Source organism: Methylobacterium sp. 77, from assembly GCF_000372825.1.
Classification (GTDB): Bacteria; Pseudomonadota; Alphaproteobacteria; order Rhizobiales; family Beijerinckiaceae; genus Methylobacterium.
Genome location: NZ_KB910516.1, coordinates 1,862,148 through 1,880,379, shown reverse-complemented (window position 1 = coordinate 1,880,379; position 18,232 = coordinate 1,862,148). Strand labels below are relative to the sequence as shown.

The 18,232-nt window shown below is 65.9% G+C and carries 21 protein-coding genes and 2 tRNA genes; 18 read left to right on the top strand and 5 right to left on the bottom strand.

Annotation, left to right across the window (positions count from 1 at the left end; translation table 11 throughout):
• Positions 1-272: 272 nt before the first annotated feature.
• From A3OK_RS0108955 to A3OK_RS23950, 11 genes are all read left to right on the top strand, one after another.
• On the top strand, positions 273-2,162 hold the full coding sequence (locus A3OK_RS0108955) for a M3 family oligoendopeptidase (RefSeq protein WP_019904530.1): 1,890 nt from the start codon (positions 273-275) through the stop codon (positions 2,160-2,162).
• A gap of 237 nt (positions 2,163-2,399) precedes the next feature.
• Entirely contained in the window at positions 2,400-3,764 is a 1,365-nt protein-coding gene (locus tag A3OK_RS0108950) for an AarF/ABC1/UbiB kinase family protein (RefSeq protein WP_026597062.1), read from the top strand.
• Between the two features lie 170 nt (positions 3,765-3,934).
• Positions 3,935-4,228, top strand: coding sequence for an aa3-type cytochrome c oxidase subunit IV (locus A3OK_RS0108945; protein ID WP_019904528.1), 294 nt, complete (start codon positions 3,935-3,937; stop codon positions 4,226-4,228).
• Between the two features lie 93 nt (positions 4,229-4,321).
• Positions 4,322-5,464, top strand: coding sequence for a Re/Si-specific NAD(P)(+) transhydrogenase subunit alpha (locus tag A3OK_RS0108940; RefSeq protein ID WP_019904527.1), 1,143 nt, complete (start codon positions 4,322-4,324; stop codon positions 5,462-5,464).
• Between the two features lie 17 nt (positions 5,465-5,481).
• Positions 5,482-5,922, top strand: coding sequence for a proton-translocating transhydrogenase family protein (locus A3OK_RS0108935; RefSeq protein WP_019904526.1), 441 nt, complete (start codon positions 5,482-5,484; stop codon positions 5,920-5,922).
• A gap of 4 nt (positions 5,923-5,926) precedes the next feature.
• On the top strand, positions 5,927-7,327 hold the full coding sequence (locus A3OK_RS0108930; RefSeq protein ID WP_019904525.1) for an NAD(P)(+) transhydrogenase (Re/Si-specific) subunit beta: 1,401 nt from the start codon (positions 5,927-5,929) through the stop codon (positions 7,325-7,327).
• A 268-nt stretch (positions 7,328-7,595) separates the two neighbouring features.
• On the top strand, positions 7,596-8,387 hold the full coding sequence (locus tag A3OK_RS0108925; RefSeq protein WP_036302208.1) for a VOC family protein: 792 nt from the start codon (positions 7,596-7,598) through the stop codon (positions 8,385-8,387).
• Between the two features lie 42 nt (positions 8,388-8,429).
• Positions 8,430-10,229 (top strand): single-stranded-DNA-specific exonuclease RecJ, encoded by a 1,800-nt coding sequence (gene recJ / locus A3OK_RS0108920; RefSeq protein ID WP_026597060.1) that lies wholly within the window; start codon positions 8,430-8,432, stop codon positions 10,227-10,229.
• 100 nt (positions 10,230-10,329) lie between these two features.
• Positions 10,330-10,413 (top strand) — tRNA-Tyr (locus A3OK_RS0108915).
• 83 nt (positions 10,414-10,496) lie between these two features.
• Positions 10,497-10,570, top strand: a tRNA-Gly gene (locus tag A3OK_RS0108910).
• A 182-nt stretch (positions 10,571-10,752) separates the two neighbouring features.
• The gene (locus tag A3OK_RS23950; RefSeq protein WP_018044339.1) at positions 10,753-10,992 is read left to right on the top strand and encodes a hypothetical protein; all 240 of its coding nucleotides are present in this window, start codon (positions 10,753-10,755) and stop codon (positions 10,990-10,992) included.
• Between the two features lie 99 nt (positions 10,993-11,091).
• On the opposite strand, the gene A3OK_RS0108900 is transcribed toward A3OK_RS23950, so the two are convergent.
• The 5 genes from A3OK_RS0108900 to A3OK_RS0108875 all read right to left on the bottom strand — a co-directional run bounded on the left by A3OK_RS0108900 (position 11,092) and on the right by A3OK_RS0108875 (position 12,994).
• Positions 11,092-11,286 carry a hypothetical protein gene (locus A3OK_RS0108900; RefSeq protein ID WP_018044338.1) on the bottom strand — a complete coding sequence of 65 codons (195 nt, stop codon included), beginning with the start codon at positions 11,284-11,286 and terminating at the stop codon, positions 11,092-11,094.
• Positions 11,283-11,573: a hypothetical protein gene (locus A3OK_RS0108895; protein ID WP_018044337.1), complete on the bottom strand. Its 291-nt coding sequence runs from the start codon at positions 11,571-11,573 to the stop codon at positions 11,283-11,285. Before A3OK_RS0108895 ends, A3OK_RS0108900 begins: the two co-directional genes overlap by 4 nt.
• Entirely contained in the window at positions 11,570-12,088 is a 519-nt protein-coding gene (locus A3OK_RS0108890; RefSeq protein WP_238206015.1) for a hypothetical protein, read from the bottom strand. Before A3OK_RS0108890 ends, A3OK_RS0108895 begins: the two co-directional genes overlap by 4 nt.
• The gene (locus A3OK_RS0108885) at positions 12,085-12,339 is read right to left on the bottom strand and encodes a hypothetical protein (protein WP_019904522.1); all 255 of its coding nucleotides are present in this window, start codon (positions 12,337-12,339) and stop codon (positions 12,085-12,087) included. Before A3OK_RS0108885 ends, A3OK_RS0108890 begins: the two co-directional genes overlap by 4 nt.
• Before the next feature lie 187 nt (positions 12,340-12,526).
• Entirely contained in the window at positions 12,527-12,994 is a 468-nt protein-coding gene (locus tag A3OK_RS0108875) for a hypothetical protein (RefSeq protein WP_018044333.1), read from the bottom strand.
• Between the two features lie 269 nt (positions 12,995-13,263).
• Between A3OK_RS0108875 and A3OK_RS0108870 the strand changes: the two genes are divergently transcribed.
• The 7 genes from A3OK_RS0108870 to A3OK_RS23545 all read left to right on the top strand — a co-directional run bounded on the left by A3OK_RS0108870 (position 13,264) and on the right by A3OK_RS23545 (position 17,784).
• Positions 13,264-13,803 (top strand): hypothetical protein, encoded by a 540-nt coding sequence (locus A3OK_RS0108870; protein WP_018044332.1) that lies wholly within the window; start codon positions 13,264-13,266, stop codon positions 13,801-13,803.
• The gene (locus A3OK_RS0108865; RefSeq protein ID WP_018044331.1) at positions 13,800-14,324 is read left to right on the top strand and encodes a hypothetical protein; all 525 of its coding nucleotides are present in this window, start codon (positions 13,800-13,802) and stop codon (positions 14,322-14,324) included. Before A3OK_RS0108870 ends, A3OK_RS0108865 begins: the two co-directional genes overlap by 4 nt.
• 98 nt (positions 14,325-14,422) lie before the next feature.
• The gene (locus tag A3OK_RS0108860; protein ID WP_018044330.1) at positions 14,423-14,821 is read left to right on the top strand and encodes a hypothetical protein; all 399 of its coding nucleotides are present in this window, start codon (positions 14,423-14,425) and stop codon (positions 14,819-14,821) included.
• A gap of 250 nt (positions 14,822-15,071) precedes the next feature.
• Positions 15,072-15,551 carry a hypothetical protein gene (locus tag A3OK_RS0108850; protein WP_238206017.1) on the top strand — a complete coding sequence of 160 codons (480 nt, stop codon included), beginning with the start codon at positions 15,072-15,074 and terminating at the stop codon, positions 15,549-15,551.
• A gap of 66 nt (positions 15,552-15,617) precedes the next feature.
• On the top strand, positions 15,618-17,180 hold the full coding sequence (locus tag A3OK_RS0108845) for an AAA family ATPase (protein WP_019904521.1): 1,563 nt from the start codon (positions 15,618-15,620) through the stop codon (positions 17,178-17,180).
• A gap of 11 nt (positions 17,181-17,191) precedes the next feature.
• Positions 17,192-17,428, top strand: coding sequence for a hypothetical protein (locus A3OK_RS0108840; RefSeq protein WP_238206018.1), 237 nt, complete (start codon positions 17,192-17,194; stop codon positions 17,426-17,428).
• Positions 17,425-17,784 (top strand): hypothetical protein, encoded by a 360-nt coding sequence (locus A3OK_RS23545; protein ID WP_051439878.1) that lies wholly within the window; start codon positions 17,425-17,427, stop codon positions 17,782-17,784. Before A3OK_RS0108840 ends, A3OK_RS23545 begins: the two co-directional genes overlap by 4 nt.
• Positions 17,785-18,232 lie beyond the last annotated feature (448 nt).

Genomic DNA, 18,232 nt, shown 5'->3' with positions numbered 1-18,232 from the left:
GTGAAAGGGAGGCGCCAACAGGATGATGTCCTGCAGCCCGACCACCAGTGTTTCGTTTCGATCCGTAGGGTGAGGGAAGAGCGTAAAGCTGCGCTTAACGACGATCCGACTTTTTCTCCGGTCGCGCTCCGGCGTCACTCGGTGACGGGGGCTAAGGAAGACGAAGCCACAGATTCGCTGCGACTGAATGCTCTCACGTGGTTGATCGTGGGGCCTGCAGCTCGATATCAGCGCGAGCGGCGCGAGAACGCCGCTTCAGGATCAATGTCGCCATGTCGAGTCGAGTCGTCGTTCATGCCAGCCTGTCGAGCGCGGTCCGGGCGCCAGGCGGCCAACGATCGGAGGGGACGCAAGTCGCGCGGGCTGCCGCTCTCGCCCTCGACCTAGGCCCGCTTCCCGAATGGGACCTGAGCGATCTCTATTCCGGGATCGACTCTCCCGACTTCCGCGCCGATCTGGAGAAGGCGGAAGGCGAGTGCCGCAGTTTTTCGAAGCGTTGGGACGGCACCATCGCCACGATCGCAGCTGGCCCGAACGCATCGTCTCGGCTGGCCGAGGCGGTCGCGGCTTATGAGGCAATCGAGGATCGGCTCGGCCGCCTGATGTCCTTCGCCGGCCTCGTCTATTCCGGCGACACAACCGACGAGGCGCGCCAAAAATTCTATGGCGATACCCAGGAGCGCCTGACCACGGCCTCGGGCCACCTTCTCTTCTTCGCCCTCGAGGTCAATCGGGTCGACGATGCCGTGATGGACGCGGCCATGGCGGACGGTCCCCTCGCGCATTACCGCCCCTGGATCGAGGATCTGCGCCGCGAGAAACCGTTTCAACTCGACGATCGCACGGAGAAGCTGTTCCTCGAGAAGTCGGTTACCGGGAGGTCCGCCTGGAACAGGCTCTTCGATGGCACGATCGCATCTCTGCGCTTCCCGCTTCAGGGTGAAATGCTGACCCTGGAGCCGACGCTCAACAAGCTTCAGGACCCTGACGGCGCAGTCCGTAAAGAGGCGGCCGGAGCGCTGGGAGACGTGTTCCGCGCAAATCTCCGCACCTTCGCCCTCATCACCAACACGCTGGCCAAGGACAAGGAGATCTCGGACCGCTGGCGCGGCTTCAAGGATGTCGCCGATGACCGGCATCTTTCCAATCGGGTAGAACCCGAGGTGGTGGCGGCACTGGTCGATGCGGTGCAGGCGGCCTACCCGCGCCTGTCGCACCGGTACTACAAGCTGAAAGCGAAGTGGTTCGGGGTCGATGCGCTTCCGTACTGGGATCGCAACGCTCCGCTACCTCGGGTCGAGCAACGCACCATCCCCTGGACCGAGGCGCGGGACATGGTTCTCGATGCCTACGGCGCGTTTTCGCCGCGCATGGCCGATATCGCCAAGACCTTTTTCGACCGACGCTGGATCGATGCGCCGACGCGGCCGGGCAAGGCTCCGGGTGCCTTCGCACATCCCACAGTTCCTTCGGCTCATCCCTACGTGCTGATCAATTACCAGGGCAAGCCGCGGGACGTGATGACCCTGGCGCACGAACTTGGCCACGGTGTGCATCAGGTTCTCGCCTCGCCGAACGGCGCACTGATGGCACCGACGCCGCTGACGCTAGCCGAAACCGCGAGCGTCTTCGGTGAGATGCTGACATTCCGTCGGCTTCTCGCCGCCACCACCGATACGGTTCAGCGCCGGGCGATGCTGGCTGCCAAGGTCGAGGACATGATCAACACGGTGGTGCGCCAGATCGCGTTCTACCTGTTCGAGCGCAAGGTCCATCTCGCTCGCGCCGAGGGGGAACTCACCGCCGAGCAGATCAATCGCCTCTGGATGTCGGTGCAGGCCGAGAGCTTCGGTCCGGCGATCTCTCTCGACGCTGGATACGAGCCATTCTGGGCCTACATCCCGCATTTCATCCACTCGCCGTTTTACGTCTATGCCTATGCGTTTGGCGACTGCCTCGTGAACTCGCTCTACGGCGTCTACGCCAAGGCTGAAGAGGGCTTCGTGGAGCGCTACTTCGCGCTCCTCTCGGCAGGCGGAGCAAAGCCCTATGGCGAGCTTCTCGCTCCCTTCGGCCTGGACGCCACCGACCCGGCCTTCTGGCAGATCGGCCTGAACATGATCGAGGGGATGATCGTCGAGCTGGAGGCGATGGAGAGCTAAACATCTCTGCCTCCCCAGCCCTTCGTATGACGCCACCACTGAGAAGTGAACGGTTCGCCATGAGCGCCGGACCGTCCACTTCAATGGCCGCGTCTACGGGATGAGAAGGCTCTCGGATCCAGTTGCACGTGCCGGCGATCGTCATCGGTCCCGCGACGCAAAAGCTCACGGCCCTGGTACGTCGGAGCGGGGAGCCTATTTCGTAGGAACTCCCTCACGCCGCGCAGAATGGACCCGATGGCCGATCACGACAGCGAAGCCAACCGCTTCTCGGCGCGGGCCAGCCGCTATGCTCGAGTCGGAGCCAATGTCGGCGGCGTCGCCGCGCGCATGGCCAGCGCAAAATTTTTTGGAAAGGGCGAGACCCCGACCAATGCGGCAGCCCTGGCCCAGGCACTCGGTGGCTTGAAGGGGCCGATCATGAAGGTGGCGCAACTCCTCGCTACCGTGCCGGACCTGCTGCCACCCGAATATGCTACCGAACTTCAGAAGCTTCAGGCCGATGCGCCGCCGATGGGGGCAGCCTTCGTCAAGCGCCGGCTGATGGCCGAACTCGGGAGCGACTGGCAGAAGCGCTTCGGAAGCTTCGATCTCAAGCCTGCGGCAGCGGCCTCTCTCGGTCAGGTTCATCGCGCAACCGGTCTGGACGGCACGTCTTTCGCCTGCAAGCTCCAGTATCCCGACATGCAGTCGGCCGTGGAAGCCGATCTGAAGCAGTTGGAGATAGCTTTCGCCCTCCACCGTCGCCTGAGTTCCTGGCTCGACACCCGTGAAATCGCCAAGGAAATTGGCGCCCGCGTGCGGGAGGAGCTCGATTACGAGCGCGAGGCGAAGCATGCCAACCTCTACGGGGCGGTGCTCCAGGACATCGCCGAAGTGAGGGTACCGGCGATCCACAAGGATCTCTCGACGAAGCGCCTCCTCACTCTCGGCTGGCTCGACGGCGACAGGATCCTCGATTTCGCGGATCAGCCGATCGAGATTCGCAATCGCCTGGCGCGGGCGATGTTCAAGGCGTGGTGGCATCCCTTCAGCCGCGCCGCCGTGATTCATGGTGATCCGCATCTCGGCAACTACACCGTCTTCTCCGAGAAAGGAGAAGCGCAGGGGATCAACCTTCTCGATTACGGCTGTGTCCGCATCTTCCACCCGCGTTTCGTCGGTGGAGTGGTCGATCTCTATCGCGGCCTCCTCGAGAACGATCATGCCCGGATCGTCCACGCTTACGAAGTCTGGGGGTTCAAGAACCTGAACAAGGACTTGATCGAAGTTCTCAATATCTGGGCGCGGTTCATCTACGGCCCAATCTTGGAGGATCGCACGAGGACCGTCGCGGACGGCGTGAAGCCCGGCGAGTACGGTCGGCGTCAAGCATTCGAAGTCCACCAAGCCCTGAAGCAGCGCGGTCCCGTGACCGTTCCCCAGGAATTTGTCTTCATGGACCGGGCGGCTGTCGGGCTCGGTGCCGTGTTCCTGCACCTGCGTTCGGAGCTGAATTATCACCGGTTGTTCGAGGCGGAGATCGAACGCTTCTCCCTTGAAAGGCTGACTGAGCGACAGAGTGTGGCGCTTGCGGCGGCGGGTCTGCCCTCTCCGGCTTGATCCGGAATTTGTCCCTCCGTCGCATGACAAGGTGAGAGGGACTGTCATTACCTGGGATAAAACCGGCTTTCTATATTTTCGCGAGTCGGTATCTCGATTGCGAGGGATCGAGGCATGCGCTAAATCCGCTTGGAACCAATCAAGATGATGACCAAGGGGACGAGCGCAAGATGGCTGATGCGAAGAGCGTGACCGGCGTGCATTACAGTCCGGCTATGGACGAGAAGACCCACGAGCAGACCTATCGCGGCTTCGTCCGGTTCGTTGAGATCGGCACGGGTGTGGTGATCTGCTGGGTGCTCGCCTTGGCTGTCGGCGGCATCCGTGAGGCTTGGCTCACTGCGATCTTCGGCGTCCTCTTGTCGGGTGTCGCCGGGACTGTCGGGGCACTCGCACCGGCCATCGGTTGGAAGGCGCCGTTCGTGGTCGGCATCCTTCTGGCGCTGTACCTCTTCTTCGCGTGACGTAGCCGCGGACCGCTGGTATACCAGTGGTCCGGGCTCTATATTCCTGCTAAGCTACGGCAATCGAGCACGATTGCCGAAGGGGGTCTTTGAATGCGCATCGCTGTACTGACAGAGTCGGATCCCGCAGAGCCGCGGGTCGCGGCGGTGCCTGACACGATCAAGAAATTCAAGGGCCTCGGCGTTGACGTCACGGTCCAATCTGGCGCTGGCCTCAAGGCCGGTGTTCCGGATGCTGAATACGAGGCCGTGGGTGCGACCGTCGCCGCGACGGCCGAAGAAGCCGCGAAGGATGCTGATCTCATCCTGAAGGTCAGGCGCCCGAATGATGCCGAGCTGAAGCTTCTGAAGAGCGGCGCTACCGTCGTCGCCATCATGGATCCCTACGGTAACGAGACCGCACTGAAGGCCATGGCGGATGCCGGCGTCAGTGCCTTCTCGATGGAACTGATGCCGCGCATCACCCGCGCTCAGGTGATGGACGTGCTCTCATCTCAGGCCAACCTCGCCGGCTACCGCGCCGTTGTCGACGGTGCCGCCGAGTATGGCCGTGCCATGCCGATGATGATGACGGCCGCCGGCACCGTGCCCGCAGCCCGCGTCTTCATCATGGGCGTCGGCGTTGCCGGTCTCCAGGCGATCGCGACAGCCCGCCGGATGGGCTCGGTAGTGACCGCGACCGACGTACGTCCGGCGACCAAGGAGCAGGTCGAATCCCTCGGCGCCAAGTTCGTGGCGGTCGAGGACGACGAGTTCAAGCAGGCTGAGACCTCTGGCGGCTACGCCAAGGAAATGTCAGCGGAATACCAGAAGAAGCAGGCCGAGCTCGTGGCGACGCACATCGCCAAGCAGGACATCGTCATCACGACCGCACTGATTCCCGGCAGACCGGCTCCGAAGCTGGTTTCGGAATCCATGGTCGCTTCGATGAAGCCCGGCTCGGTGCTCATCGATCTCGCTGTCGAGCGCGGCGGCAACGTCGCTGGTGCCAAGGCCGGTGAGATCGTCACGACGGAGAACGGCGTCAAGATCGTCGGTCACGTGAACGTGGCGGGCCGCCTCGCAGCCACTGCGTCCAGTCTCTACGCCCGCAACCTGTTCGCCTTCGTCGAGACCTTGATCGACAAGGAGGCCAAGACACTCGCCATCAAGTGGGATGACGAGCTCGTGAAGGCGACGAACCTCACCCGGGACGGACAAGTGGTCCACCCCGCCTTCCAGCCCAAAGCAGCCTGACCCCGGCGGAGAGACAGATGGCCACCCTTCCCCCCGATCAGGCCGCCGAGCAGGCGCGCGCTGCCGCCGCTGCCGCCCGTGCTTCCGCCGACCAGGCGCAAAGCATCGCCGATAGCCTCAGCCAGGGCATCAGCCATGGCATCGCCGCCGCCACCCACGGCGCGGTCGACCCCACCGTCTTCCAGCTCGCGATCTTCGTCCTCGCGATCTTCGTCGGCTATTACGTCGTGTGGTCGGTGACCCCGGCGCTCCACACCCCCCTGATGTCGGTCACCAACGCAATCTCGTCCGTCATCATCGTCGGCGCTCTCTTGGCTGCCGGCGTACCGCTGATCGAAAAGGGCACCGGTTGGGCGCGCTTCTTCGGCTTCGTGGGCATCGTGCTCGCCAGCGTCAATATCTTCGGCGGGTTCCTCGTCACACAGCGCATGCTCGCCATGTACAAGAAGAAGGCCTGAGACGATGTCCCAGAACATCTCCGCCCTTCTCTATATCGTCTCCGGCGTCCTGTTCATCATGGCGCTACGGGGGCTCTCGCACCCGACCACATCGCGGCAGGGCAACCTGTACGGCATGGTCGGCATGGGCCTCGCGGTCCTGACAACCCTGATCGGCCATCCTCCGGCCGGTTTCGGCGCCTGGATCATCGTCATCCTCGGCCTCGCCATCGGCGGTGGTGCCGGTGCGGTCATCGCCAAGCGGGTGCCGATGACGGCCATGCCGCAGCTCGTGGCGGCCTTCCACTCCCTGGTCGGCCTCGCCGCCGTGGCAGGAGCCGCGGGTACGCTCTACGCGCCGCAGGCGGTGGGCATCCTCGAGAACGGCCATATCCATAAGGAATCGCTGTTCGAGATGGCGCTGGGCGTCGCGATCGGCGCGATCACCTTCACCGGTTCGGTCATCGCCTTCGCAAAGCTCGACGGACGCATGTCCGGCAAGCCGATCATGTTGCCTCAGCGACATGCGATCAACATCGCACTGGCCATCGCTCTGGTCGGCCTGATCGCGGTCTTCATCGGCACCGAGAGCAAGGTGGTCTTCTGGCTGATCGTGATGCTGTCCTTCGTGCTCGGCGGGCTTCTCATCATCCCGATCGGTGGCGCCGACATGCCCGTCGTCGTGTCGATGCTGAACTCGTACTCGGGTTGGGCAGCGGCCGGTATCGGCTTCACTCTGGGCAACCTCGCCCTGATCATGACCGGCGCGCTGGTCGGCTCCTCGGGCGCCATCCTGTCCTACATCATGTGCAAGGCCATGAACCGATCCTTCATATCGGTCATCCTCGGCGGCTTCGGCGGTGATTCCGCAGCGGCCGCTGGTGGCGGCGCCGTCGAGACGCGCCCCGTCAAGCAGGGCTCCGCGGACGATGCCGCCTACATCATGAAGAACGCCGAACGCATCATCATCGTGCCGGGTTACGGCATGGCGGTGGCGCAGGCCCAGCATTCGCTCCGCGAGATGGTGGACATGCTCAAGAAGGAAGGCGTCGACGTGAAATACGCCATCCACCCGGTTGCCGGCCGCATGCCCGGCCACATGAACGTGCTGCTTGCGGAAGCCAACGTTCCTTACGACGAGGTGTTCGAACTCGAGGACATCAACGGCGATTTCCCGCAGGCGGATGTTGCCTTCGTCATCGGCGCCAACGACGTCACCAACCCAGCCGCCAAGACCGACAAGGCCTCGCCAATCTACGGCATGCCGATCCTTGACGTGGAGAAGGCAAAGACCGTGCTGTTCATCAAGCGCGGGATGGGTTCCGGTTATGCCGGTGTGGAGAATGAGGTCTTCTTCCGAGACAACACGATGATGCTGTTCGGCGACGCGAAGAAGGTCGTGGACTCGATCGTCAAGAACCTCTGAACCGCGTGGGGCCTGGCTCCTCACGATACCTCATGAAGAAGGGGCCGGCGCATCTCACGCCGGCCCCTTCTTCGTTCCGAAAGCGAGGACGGCCCGTCAGTCGGATCAGCCGAGCGTATCACCGCGTATAACCGCCGCGTCTGCGCCGCCCGCTCAATGTGCGGGCCCAAGCGATGATTACAGTTATGGAAGGTCATCTCGAAAGTGACCGCCTTTGGTGTAAACCAGATGCGTCCGGCAGCGTGAATCCAACAGAGGGAGTGTGACGATGACTCAGACCGGCCGTTTTATCTGGTACGAACTGATGACCACAGACCTAGCTGCCGCGCGGGAGTTCTATAGCCACGTCACCGGCTGGAGCATTGCGGATTCCGGCATGCCCGGCATCGAATACTCCCTGGCGAGTTCCGGAGCGGCGCCGGTCGGCGGGATGATGACCCTGCCCGACGAGGTCCGGGCCATGGGCGCTCGACCCTCCTGGATGGGCTATATCGCTGTGGCGGATGTCGACGCCGCCTCGGCGCAGGTGCGCGAGGGCGGGGGCACGATCCATAGGGCACCGGATGATATTCCGGGGATCGGCCGCTTCTGCGTCGCCGCCGACCCGCAGGGTGCGGTGTTCGTGCTGTTCCGTGGCGATGGCACGCCACCCCCGGCGCCCACGCCCGGGACGCCCGGACATTTCGGCTGGCACGAACTGCACGCGCGCGATTGGGAGGCGGCCTTTGCCTTCTACGCGTCCCTCTTTGGCTGGGTGAAGACCGACGCGGTGGATATGGGCCCCATGGGGACTTACCAGCTCTTCGGCGTCACTGGCCCCGATGGAGGGTGCGATGGCGTTCATACCGGTGGCATGATGACGAACACGCAGGTACCGGCACCGTTCTGGCTCTATTACGTCAATGTCGGGGATATCGACGCGGCAGGACCACGGGTCACCGCTCGCGGCGGACAGATCATCGCGGGTCCCCATCAGGTGCCCGGCGGCGCATGGATCCTCCATGCCCTCGATCCGCAAGGCGCGATGTTCGCTCTCGTCGGTCCAAGGCCTAACGCGTAACGCAGTGGCGCTCGCCGGCGCAAGGCGGGTAGACTGGCAACCGTGTCAGCAGCCTCAGCCCTCGCTCCGTCCCGCGCCTTCCTTGGCGTTACGCGTTCCATCTTAGGGCGGCCCTGGCACGACCGCGGCAACGACGCGGCGGCCCAGGCCTATGCCGCGACGATGGTCCAGGCGCACGGCCTTCCCGATCTCCTGTCTCGCGTCCTCGCCTCGCGCGGCATCCGCCCGGATGAGGCAGCGGCCTATCTCGAACCGCGCCTGCGCGACCTGATGCCGGACCCGTCCAGCCTGGTGGACATGGACGCCGCCGCCGAACGGCTCGCCCATGCCGTTGAGACCGGCGAGCGCGTGGCGGTCTTCGGCGATTACGACGTCGACGGCGCCGCGAGCGCTGCCCTGGTCGCCTGCCATCTGCGGGCTCTCGGCCTCGATGTTCAGATCCATATTCCGGACCGAATCACGGAGGGCTACGGCCCCAACGTGGCCGCGGTCACGGCTTTGGCGGAGGGGGGAGCGAGCCTGCTCGTATGCGTCGATTGCGGAACGTCCGGCCACGAGCCCCTGGCCGCCGCAGCGTCGCTCGGCCTCGATGTGATCGTCCTCGACCACCACGGCGCACCGGAGGTGCTGCCGGCCGTGAGGGCGCTGGTGAACCCCAACCGGCTCGACGATGTCTCGGGGCTCGGCCATCTCTGTGCTGCGGGAATCGTCTTCCTCACGCTCGTCGCCCTGAATCGCCGGTTGAGGCGGGAAGGGCCGAAAGATCTACCGGATCTCGCTGAAGCCCTCGATCTCGTGGCCCTGGCGACGGTCGCCGACGTGGTGCCGCTCACCGGGCTCAATCGCGCCTTCGTGGTCCAAGGACTGAAGGTGATGCGCGGTCGGGGCAGGATCGGGCTGGCCGCCCTCTTCGATGCGGCCTCCCTGAGCGAGCCGCCGGAATCCTGGCATCTCGGTTATCTGCTCGGCCCGCGGATCAATGCAGGGGGCCGGATCGGCCATGCGGGCCTCGGCGCCGCCCTGCTCACCAGCGCCGATCCAGCGGAGGCCAATCGCATCGCCACCGAACTCGACCTTCTCAACCGCGAGCGTCAGGGCATCGAAGCACAGGCGGTGGCCGAAGCCGAGGCCGAGATGGACCACGGGCTCAGTTTCGATCCGGACAGACCCGTCCTGGTGGCGGCCTCCGTCGATTGGCATCCGGGCGTGGTCGGGCTGGTGGCAGCGCGGCTGAAGGAGCGTTTCGGCCGGCCGGCCTTCGCCTTCGCACTGCGCCCGGATGGGACTGCCACCGGGTCCGGCCGCTCGGTCGCAGGGGTCGACCTCGGCCATGCGGTGCGCCAAGCGGTGACTTCCGGTCTCCTCGTGAAGGGAGGAGGGCATGCCATGGCCGCCGGCGCGACACTGCCGAGCCACGACGTGACGCACTTCGCGGACTTCCTGGCTGCGGACCTCGCCTCGGCCGTCACCGAGGCGAGAGCGGTGGAAGCGTTTCTCATCGACGGTACGGTGAGCGCGGGCGGCGCCACCGCGGACGTCGTCCGCCTCGTCCAGCGCGCCGGACCGTTCGGCGCCGGAGCTCCGGAACCGGTCTTCGCCCTACCGCATCACCGGCTGGTCGATGCGGGGATCGTGGGCAACGGCCATGTGCGTGCGCGCTTCAGAAGCCGCGATGGCCAGGCCATCGGCGCCATCGCCTTCCGGTCCGTGCAAGGGCCGCTGGGACAGGCCCTGCTCGGCGGGATCGGGCAGGAGTTCCACGTGGCGGGAACGCTCGCCATCGATACCTGGCGCGGCGGCGAACGGGTTCAGCTTCGCATCGGCGATCTCGCAATCCCCTGAACTTTGCCGTGAACTTTGCGCGGCTGCATGCGCACAGTCTGTTGACACCCGCGCGAGCCCTCACCATAAGGGCCGGCGCGCTGCCGAGAGGCGGTGGTTTGGGGGAATGTCCCGAGCGGCAAAGGGGGCGGACTGTAAATCCGCTGCGTAAGCTTCGTAGGTTCGAGTCCTACTTCCCCCACCAATCCATTCCGACCGGCAGGATCCGACGATAGAAGAAGGGTTCTTCTTCTCAATGTCGCGTCGACATGCTATCGGGCGCCTTATGCGGGTGTAGCTCAATGGTAGAGCAGCAGCCTTCCAAGCTGAATACCCGGGTTCGATTCCCGGTACCCGCTCCACTCCCCCCTTCCCGAAAAGACTAGCAACCTCAGCCCGATAGGGCAGGGGCGCGGTATCCAGTGGCTGTTTGCCTGGGCGGTGGATACCGCATGGATACCGCAGACGAATCGGTATCGGGCGCAAGTTTCCTTGTCGAACTCGGACCCGCTCGCACGAATGATGGTGATCGAAAGAGATCGCCATGCCCCGCTGCACCCACACCCCGGCCCGCCTCTACGACCGCCACCCTGATCCGGTTCACGACCTCATCGCCGTTGGCAGCCTTTCCCGGTTCGTGCGCTGCACGGATTGTGGTGCCAGGGGCATCGTCCGGCGCGGCCGCGTGGGATGGACGCCCCGTAGCGCCGGTGATCCGGTCCGCCCGGAGGTCGAGCGGTGGAACGCCCTGGTGGCCGAGGCTCGTGCAGCGCTCCTGCCTTGATCGAAGAACCCGGGCCCTTTCGCTTTGGGCCGCCCCGAACGTGTAAAACGATTCCACAAACGCGATTTGGGAATCGTTTTACACGTTCGGGGCGGGCCATCAGTTCAGGGTCCCGATCTCGCCGTCGTACCCATCGAGCACCCGGACCTCGCCCCCGGCCGGGTGGAGCGAGACGGCATCGCATCGCGGGCAGTGCAGGCCGCCCGCCGCCATCCGGACCTCCCCCCACCGGAACTTCGCGGAGCACGTGAGGCAGCACCAGGTCTGCTGCATGACTTCGTCAGACTCGGTCATCCCAGCCTCCGCGAATAGCTGCCATCGGGATGGAAGGTGACCTCCTCGGTGTAGGTGGTCACCTCCACGTCATGGCTGCCAGAGATGGAAACTTTCGCGACTGGCTCGCCAAGGTTCACGCCCCAGTCGTCATCGAGGTCCATCTCCTCGCCCAGGGTGAGGTGAACCCTGATGCCGCCGGCGAGCGTGAAGGTGCCTCCCTCGCGGATGGCGCGCTGCCAGTCCTCCTCGGTCGCGAAGTGCTTGCGGGTGAGGGTGATGGTCGGGTTCATCATGCGCTCGATCATGCCCTGTCTCCTTCCGGCGGCCGCCCGTGCCGAGTGGTGCCGTCCGGCCAGTCCCAGCGATGTTCGCAATCAGGTTCGAACTCGATACCGACGATGGTGGCCTTGAGGCGGTAGAGTTTGTCCCGGAGTTCGTTGACGCCGTTCCGTTCCAGACCGATGCACCCGGCCAGGTGGCCGGTGATGGCGTAGATCTGGCGCGCCGCCTCCTTCAGACGGTCGGCCTCGGACATGGTCGTCGGGTCCGGCTCGGGCGAGTGGACCTCCTCAAGCTTCGCCAGCCGGACTATCAGGGCGCTCATGGCGAACCCGACCGATCCCTCCTTGCCCGTGACCTTCCAGTGCCCGGCGGTCTCCCGACCGGCATCTTCCCCAACGCCCTCGGTATAGATCGTGATGACGTCGCCGACGGCGTGGCGGTCGAAAGGTGCCCTGATCAGGACGACGGTCCCCTGTCCGGGCATGCGGCGCCAGTCGGTTGCCTTGACCCGGTAGCTCTGCATGCCCCGACCGTTCACTGCGGCCTCCTCAGGCAATCGGGGCGCCCGTCCGGTCCCACGAGCGGCTGCATGCCAGTCTCGGCTTGGGTGTACCGGCACCCGGTCGCCGGGTCCGTCCAGACCCGGACGCCGCCTTGGTTGGACCACGCGGGATCCGCTGCCTGCGAGAGGGCCTGCAGGATCGTGAGCAGGACGGCCGCGGCGATGGCGATGCCGATGAACAGGAACCAGAGGTCGAACCCGTCGCGAGGCGAGGAGGACCTGATCATGAGGACCTCCTCGAAACACGGCGCCGGTCATTCCTGACCTCGCGGAGGACGGCGTGCCTGATCCAGTCCGCGAACATGACCTGCACCTTGGCCTGCCGCTGGGGGGCCCCGCCGGGGTGCTCCTCTGCGATGATCCGCTCGACCCCACGAGCAGCCCCGAGGGCGATCTCGTCGATTGTGGACCGCCTCATGACTGGGCCCCCCGAAATGGAGCGGGGTTCGGGGTGCAGCCCGAGTGGTCCTCGCCGGTCAGGAAATCGAGGACCCGATACAGGTCATGGCGGATCCCGGGGACGCCGTAGAGATGATGCCCTGCGGTCGCGAGATCGAACTCCTTGATGACGGTCTTCACACGCGAGACGGCCTCGTGGAGATCTCGCCGGCGGATGAACCCGGCATACTGCAGGACCTGCAGGGCGGGCGCCGGGTCGAAGTCGGCGTCGCTGTAAGCGTTGACGGTCTGCTCGACGACGTCGGCATCGCTCATTGCCCGGAGGGCGTCACGGCGCTCCTGTGCCGCGACCGCTCGCTGCGCAATCTCCTCGGCCATCTCCAGCCGGTACTTGGCGACCCACGTTTCATGGGCCGCCACTTGCTCGGGTGTCATGCCGGCATACAGCCGGGCAAACTCTCGGATCTCGATCTCTGTGGGCATGCTGGTCCGGGTCCCTGTCTCGCGTTCGCGAGATCGCTTCAGAGACGATCGAAGCAGCTCCCGCAGATTCGCCTAGAGGGAAACCGGACGGGCCGTCCGGATGGCCCATCGAGAACGCCATCGCGGTTTACGACGCGCGACACGGCCTCATCGGGCGTAAAGAATTCTCTCGTGGAGGCCTTGCGACTACCGCAAATTGCGGTACATTTAGATCACCGGCGCAAGCCGAGGCCTCCCGGGGCGATCCGGGCCGATGATGGAGCCACCCGATGACCACCACCAAAATCGACCGTTCCGCCCTCCTGAGGAATGCTTGGCGGATCGCCCGCGAAGCCGCGGCCTCCGCCGGCACCGCCGTCCGTGCCGCGCTCGGCGCCGCGTTCCGGCAGGCTTGGGCCGAGGCCCGCATGGTCGCCCAGCCCGTCCAGCAGCAGCAGGCCCAGGCCGTCGCGCCGGCCGACCTCACCACCACCGAGGGCCTCGCCAAGGCCCTCGTCGGCAAGACCGCCTCCCTTGCGCTTGCGGGTGGTGAGGCCCTCTACACCATCGTCTCCGTCGAGCGCTGGACCTCGCCCGACGGCGCGCAGGTCCGCGACTACATCAAGATGGAGACGAGCGGCATGTGGTCTGACGACCGCAAGGGTCCAATCAAACTCTTCATCCTGCGCAAGGGAACCGGACACGGCACGTACACCGAGACGGATGCCGGCGAGGCCTTCTGGGCGTACGGCGGGTTCTGCAACAGCGGCAACAAGCGCTGCAACGCCAACGACATGGTCAAAGACATCCTGGAGAGTATCCGCTCATGACCTGGATGGTCCGACTACGCGCACACGATGGCGGCGAGCTTCTGGAGAGGGCGAGCTACGGCTCGCCCGACGCAGCCATTGACGCCTATCGCCTCCTGCTCGGGCGCGAGGACCTCATCGGGCAACCGGTCGCCGCGGTGTTCAAGCCTCCCCGGGATGCGACCGGCGACGGGAACGCCGCGACGTGGTTCTCGCGGTTCGACAAGCCTCTCGGGGCGGGCCGCATCGGTCCCGACGACCCCCGGCTTGACCCTTGGGCTAACGCATACGATGCGAAAAGCGCAGTGTACTCCCCCGCGCCGGCGTCCAAGCCCAAGGCCGCACCGGACTGGGAAAAGGACGCCCGCCCCCTGTCGGAGTGTCTAAAGGCATGGGCCAAGACACGCGGCGGGCGCGACGCCGCGGCCGACGCCCTGCAGGTCTCACGGTCTACCTTCGACGGCTGGTGCGACGGCCGTGGCGCGGCCCAGGACAGGATGATCCGCAGACTCATGACGCTCACCGACACTACTAGCCGTTGACGACGCGCTACCCTTGAAGAGTAATGATTGTCAGTATAGATAGGACAATACCAGAAGCGGCTTGCCCACAAGCTGCCCGGTACAGCAGGGAACCCCACATGTTGATTATCGACCGAATGGTGGCGATGGTGCGCGCCGGCCCCGGCCCCTCGCCGGAGGAACGGGCTGCGGCCGCTGCCCAGTACCAGGCTGAGGAGAAAGCCAGGCAGGTCCGCCAGGCCGAGGAGCGCCAGGCATTCCTCACGGCCGCCCCCCGGTATGTCCTCCCCGACGGCTCCGCGTGGCGCTCGGCACAGATGCTCGGACGCCTGAGCAACGGCGGTGAGCGCGACCGCGGCCGCCTGTACCATATCGTCTCCGAGGACGGCTGCGGCCCGATGGGCGGGGCCGGGAGCGCGCTGTGCGGTGCCACGCCGGGCCGGCGTTCCGTCGGATGGGGCGACGTCGAAGGCGTCCCTGCGACCTGCCCGCGTTGCCTGAAGCGGGTGGCGTCATGAGGGGCACCACCATCATCATCAGGGGGTACACATGGGGGCAGCGCCTTGGCATGTGGCCCGTCGCGAATGACCATCCCGGCCGGTTCTGCGTTGACGTGATCTACCTGGCCGGCCCCACCCAGGACCTTCTCCCGTGCGCATAACGCTCTACCCCGTCCCGGCTGGGACCCCCGCCGTTGGGCACGCCGTCGGGTACGTCTCGGGCTCGCCGCTCTCCAACCTCGCGGGGGCCGCCCCCCCGGCGGGGCCTTTGCTGTCCTACGATGGCCGGCAGGCCCTGATCGATGGCCAGCCGGTGGATCATGCGGAGATCTCGGAGGCCCTCCACGCCGAGATCGAGCGAGTGGCCAAAAGGGTCTTCGGACCTGATTTCGTGGGGCCCCTGAGCCTGGCCTCGGGCCTAAACGTGCGCTCCCTGGCACGCGGCCGCCTCATCTCCCATGGTCTCCCGGCGCCCCTCCTGGACATGCTCGGCCGGGCGGCCGCAACCGCACACCCGAGGGCCACCGGGTATATGCTCCAAGCAGTCGCGTACCTTTGGGACGAGCACGTCATCTCCCATGGAATGGGCGAGACCGGCCCAGGGCCGCTCTCCGCCCAGGGTCGCGAGGCCCTCGGGCAGCGCTGTGAGGAGATCCTCGACCGTGCGCTCGGGATGGTCGCCACGATGCAGGGGGAGACGGCCGCGGCCCGGGCCCGGACGGCCGCGCTCAAGGCAACGCTCCGTTAACGATTCGTGTGTATGGCTGGCACCCTGAAGCCCTGTCTCTGACAGGGCGTCTGGAGAAACCCGGCCATGACGAAGACCCCCCCTCGGGGTGCGCGCCCCCGTGCGCCTGCCAGCGATCCGTTCGCACCCAATCATCCCCCGTCCGTAGACTGGCTCGATCAGGGCCTGGATTTCCTCGACTGCGACCCGCTCGCGGATACGATCCACTGGTCGACCGGCATCCTGCTCGACCTGCCGGACCTGCCCCCCCCCGTGCGTGCCGCGCTTGAGAAGCTGTCGTCGTGCCGCGTGTCGCTCTCGTCGCTCTCGCATGCTGAGAGCGTGTGCGACGATGCCTCGGAGGACCTCAAGCTGGGGCAGAACGACCGCGACACGTATGCCGATTGGTCGACGAGGTGCGTCTATTACCAAGCTTTTTTGGGCGACCACGTCTGTGCCCTGCGGTGTGCCGTCAGGGTCTGGCAGATCGCCATGGCGGGCGGGCATACCGACCTACGACTGGGAAATCTCCTCCGAACGCATGCCGAGATGATGAGCATCGCCGCGTACTGCGATGGAGAGCAGTGGGCACCCAGGCGCGAGCCCCGGTCGGCCCGCCGCCAGGGGGACGGTTTGACCGCCTTACAGATCATTGCCCGGTCGGTCGTGAAGGTAGAGTGGCCCAACAACGTCAAGCGCGGCCCCGTCCGGGACGACACCGGCTTCGATCCCCGCGATCAAGACGAGGACGATCTGCCGGAGGCAGCGGGCGCCGGGCTCCTCGTCGTGCGCAGCGTCGAGCACCTGCCGGGGTCCGCGAAGGACGGCGCACGTAGCAGCGGCGGGACCACGCCCCGCGCGGAGTGGGCGCCTATCGCGGGGGTGACTCTCCCGCGCCGGCCGGTGCCCGATCTCGCGGCCGCGCGTCGGGATCTCGTCGATCAGTACCCGCACGCGGCATCGCTCATCGAGCGCATCCTGAACCAACTCGTCGGTAGGTCATTCGCCCGGCTTCCACCCATCCTGCTCGTCGGGCCCCCGGGCTCCGGCAAGACGCGACTGGCCACCAGCCTGGCCACCGCGCTGGGCCTCCCAAGCACGGTCTACTCGTGCTCGGGTGTGGCGGACGCCTCGTTCATCGGGACCTCCCGGCAGTGGTCATCCGGCAGGGCCTCGGTGCCGCTTCAGACGATCCGGCAAGAGAGCCTCGCGACGGTGGCGGTGGTCCTCGACGAGATCGAGAAGGCCGGCACCAGCATGACGAACGGCAATCTCCTCGACGGGCTCCTGCCCATGCTGGATCATGCCGAGGACTACAGGGACCCCTACCTGGAGTGCGCGACCGATCTCTCGGGCATCACGTTCCTGGCGACGGCTAACGGGACTAGGGGCATGCCCCGGCCCCTGCTGGACCGCTTCCGAGTTTTCCAGATGCCCGAGCCCACGCTTGCCGACCTACCTGCCCTCGCACGGGGGATCGTGGGGGACGCCCGGCGCGAGAGGGGGACGGATGCGTCGTGGCTCCCGGACCTCGACGGCGACGAGCTCGGGCTCATCGCGGAGCACTGGAGTGGGGGTAGCGTCCGACGTCTCCAGCGTCTCGTCGACACCGTCCTCGCCGGTCGCGAGACCCTCGCGGCCCGGCATTGAAGAGGGTGACGATGACCACGCACGCCCCCGTCTGGGACTACCTCCGCTCGTCCATCCGAGCCCATCGCCTCGCCGGCACGGTCGATCACCGCGTCGGGGTCGTGCTTGATGAGTACGTCGGACATATGGCCCGCTGTGTCGCGACACGCCAGGTCACCTTGTCTGAGGGCCTCGCCGCCGCCAACGCGGCCGTCGTGGCATGCGGCCGCCTCATCCCGATCCCTGAGGATCGCCTTGAAGCGCGATGACAGACGTCTACCGGAATCTGACCCGCGGCTGCTGGTCCGTCCGTGAACGCGGCCGCGTCGTCGCCCACGCCCAAACCGTAACCCTGGCCGACGCCGTGATGGTCGTCCGGCCAGGGTCGCGGGCCCGGGTTATCCCCACCGGCAATCGCGAGGTTCACGCGTGGATCAAGGGCACCCTCGTCCCGCATGCAGGCGTCCCCGCGAGGGCCGTCAGATTCTATTACCGGCCGTTCCTTGCCGGTCATTTCACTGACGAATGCGGTCGGCCCGTCGTGGCAGCCGCCTCAATTTTCTTCGACGAGGACGGCAGGGCATGGCACAGCGAAACCGGTACCCAGGCAGCCGCTTCGACCTGACTGAGCTCGGCGACCGTCCCCTGTTTCACGACTGGATCATACAGCCCGACAACCGGTCCGCGGATGGCACCGTGCTCACCGGGACGGTCTACGGGCATGACAAGTTCCCCGACGGGACGGGCCTAACGACGTCGACCGTCCAGGCTTTCGATGCGGCGGCGGGATGGGCGTACTGCTACTCGACTGGGCTGGTCCGCCTCGGCCGGTGCCAGGACCCGGAGGGATGCGCGAACGTGGACCTTATGTAGCCCAAGCGTTAACGGCCCGGCCGGGGCGGTGGTGGCAAAACGCCTGTCGGGAGGCGGGCGGGCGGCAAAACGCCTGGGCGGACGGCAAATTACCTATTCCGAGGGTCGCTGGCGGCAAAATGCCTGGGCGCCCCCGGGTCGACAGGCCGTTTGGGTCACCTTGATACAGCCCCCCCCGCGCCTCCCGGTTAACGCAAGGC

What these genes read in the sequence shown, in the direction of transcription:
- A3OK_RS0108955 (WP_019904530.1), top strand. Translation starts at nt 273, where the DNA reads ATGTCGAGTCGAGTCGTCGTTCATGCCAGCCTGTCGAGCGCGGTCCGG.
- A3OK_RS0108950 (WP_026597062.1), top strand. Translation starts at nt 2,400, where the DNA reads ATGGCCGATCACGACAGCGAAGCCAACCGCTTCTCGGCGCGGGCCAGC.
- A3OK_RS0108945 (WP_019904528.1), top strand. Translation starts at nt 3,935, where the DNA reads ATGGCTGATGCGAAGAGCGTGACCGGCGTGCATTACAGTCCGGCTATG.
- A3OK_RS0108940 (WP_019904527.1), top strand. Translation starts at nt 4,322, where the DNA reads ATGCGCATCGCTGTACTGACAGAGTCGGATCCCGCAGAGCCGCGGGTC.
- A3OK_RS0108935 (WP_019904526.1), top strand. Translation starts at nt 5,482, where the DNA reads ATGGCCACCCTTCCCCCCGATCAGGCCGCCGAGCAGGCGCGCGCTGCC.
- A3OK_RS0108930 (WP_019904525.1), top strand. Translation starts at nt 5,927, where the DNA reads ATGTCCCAGAACATCTCCGCCCTTCTCTATATCGTCTCCGGCGTCCTG.
- A3OK_RS0108925 (WP_036302208.1), top strand. Translation starts at nt 7,596, where the DNA reads ATGACTCAGACCGGCCGTTTTATCTGGTACGAACTGATGACCACAGAC.
- A3OK_RS23950 (WP_018044339.1), top strand. Translation starts at nt 10,753, where the DNA reads ATGCCCCGCTGCACCCACACCCCGGCCCGCCTCTACGACCGCCACCCT.
- A3OK_RS0108900 (WP_018044338.1), bottom strand. Translation starts at nt 11,286, where the DNA reads ATGACCGAGTCTGACGAAGTCATGCAGCAGACCTGGTGCTGCCTCACG.
- A3OK_RS0108895 (WP_018044337.1), bottom strand. Translation starts at nt 11,573, where the DNA reads ATGATCGAGCGCATGATGAACCCGACCATCACCCTCACCCGCAAGCAC.
- A3OK_RS0108885 (WP_019904522.1), bottom strand. Translation starts at nt 12,339, where the DNA reads ATGATCAGGTCCTCCTCGCCTCGCGACGGGTTCGACCTCTGGTTCCTG.
- A3OK_RS0108875 (WP_018044333.1), bottom strand. Translation starts at nt 12,994, where the DNA reads ATGCCCACAGAGATCGAGATCCGAGAGTTTGCCCGGCTGTATGCCGGC.
- A3OK_RS0108870 (WP_018044332.1), top strand. Translation starts at nt 13,264, where the DNA reads ATGACCACCACCAAAATCGACCGTTCCGCCCTCCTGAGGAATGCTTGG.
- A3OK_RS0108865 (WP_018044331.1), top strand. Translation starts at nt 13,800, where the DNA reads ATGACCTGGATGGTCCGACTACGCGCACACGATGGCGGCGAGCTTCTG.
- A3OK_RS0108860 (WP_018044330.1), top strand. Translation starts at nt 14,423, where the DNA reads ATGTTGATTATCGACCGAATGGTGGCGATGGTGCGCGCCGGCCCCGGC.
- A3OK_RS0108845 (WP_019904521.1), top strand. Translation starts at nt 15,618, where the DNA reads ATGACGAAGACCCCCCCTCGGGGTGCGCGCCCCCGTGCGCCTGCCAGC.
- A3OK_RS0108840 (WP_238206018.1), top strand. Translation starts at nt 17,192, where the DNA reads ATGACCACGCACGCCCCCGTCTGGGACTACCTCCGCTCGTCCATCCGA.
- A3OK_RS23545 (WP_051439878.1), top strand. Translation starts at nt 17,425, where the DNA reads ATGACAGACGTCTACCGGAATCTGACCCGCGGCTGCTGGTCCGTCCGT.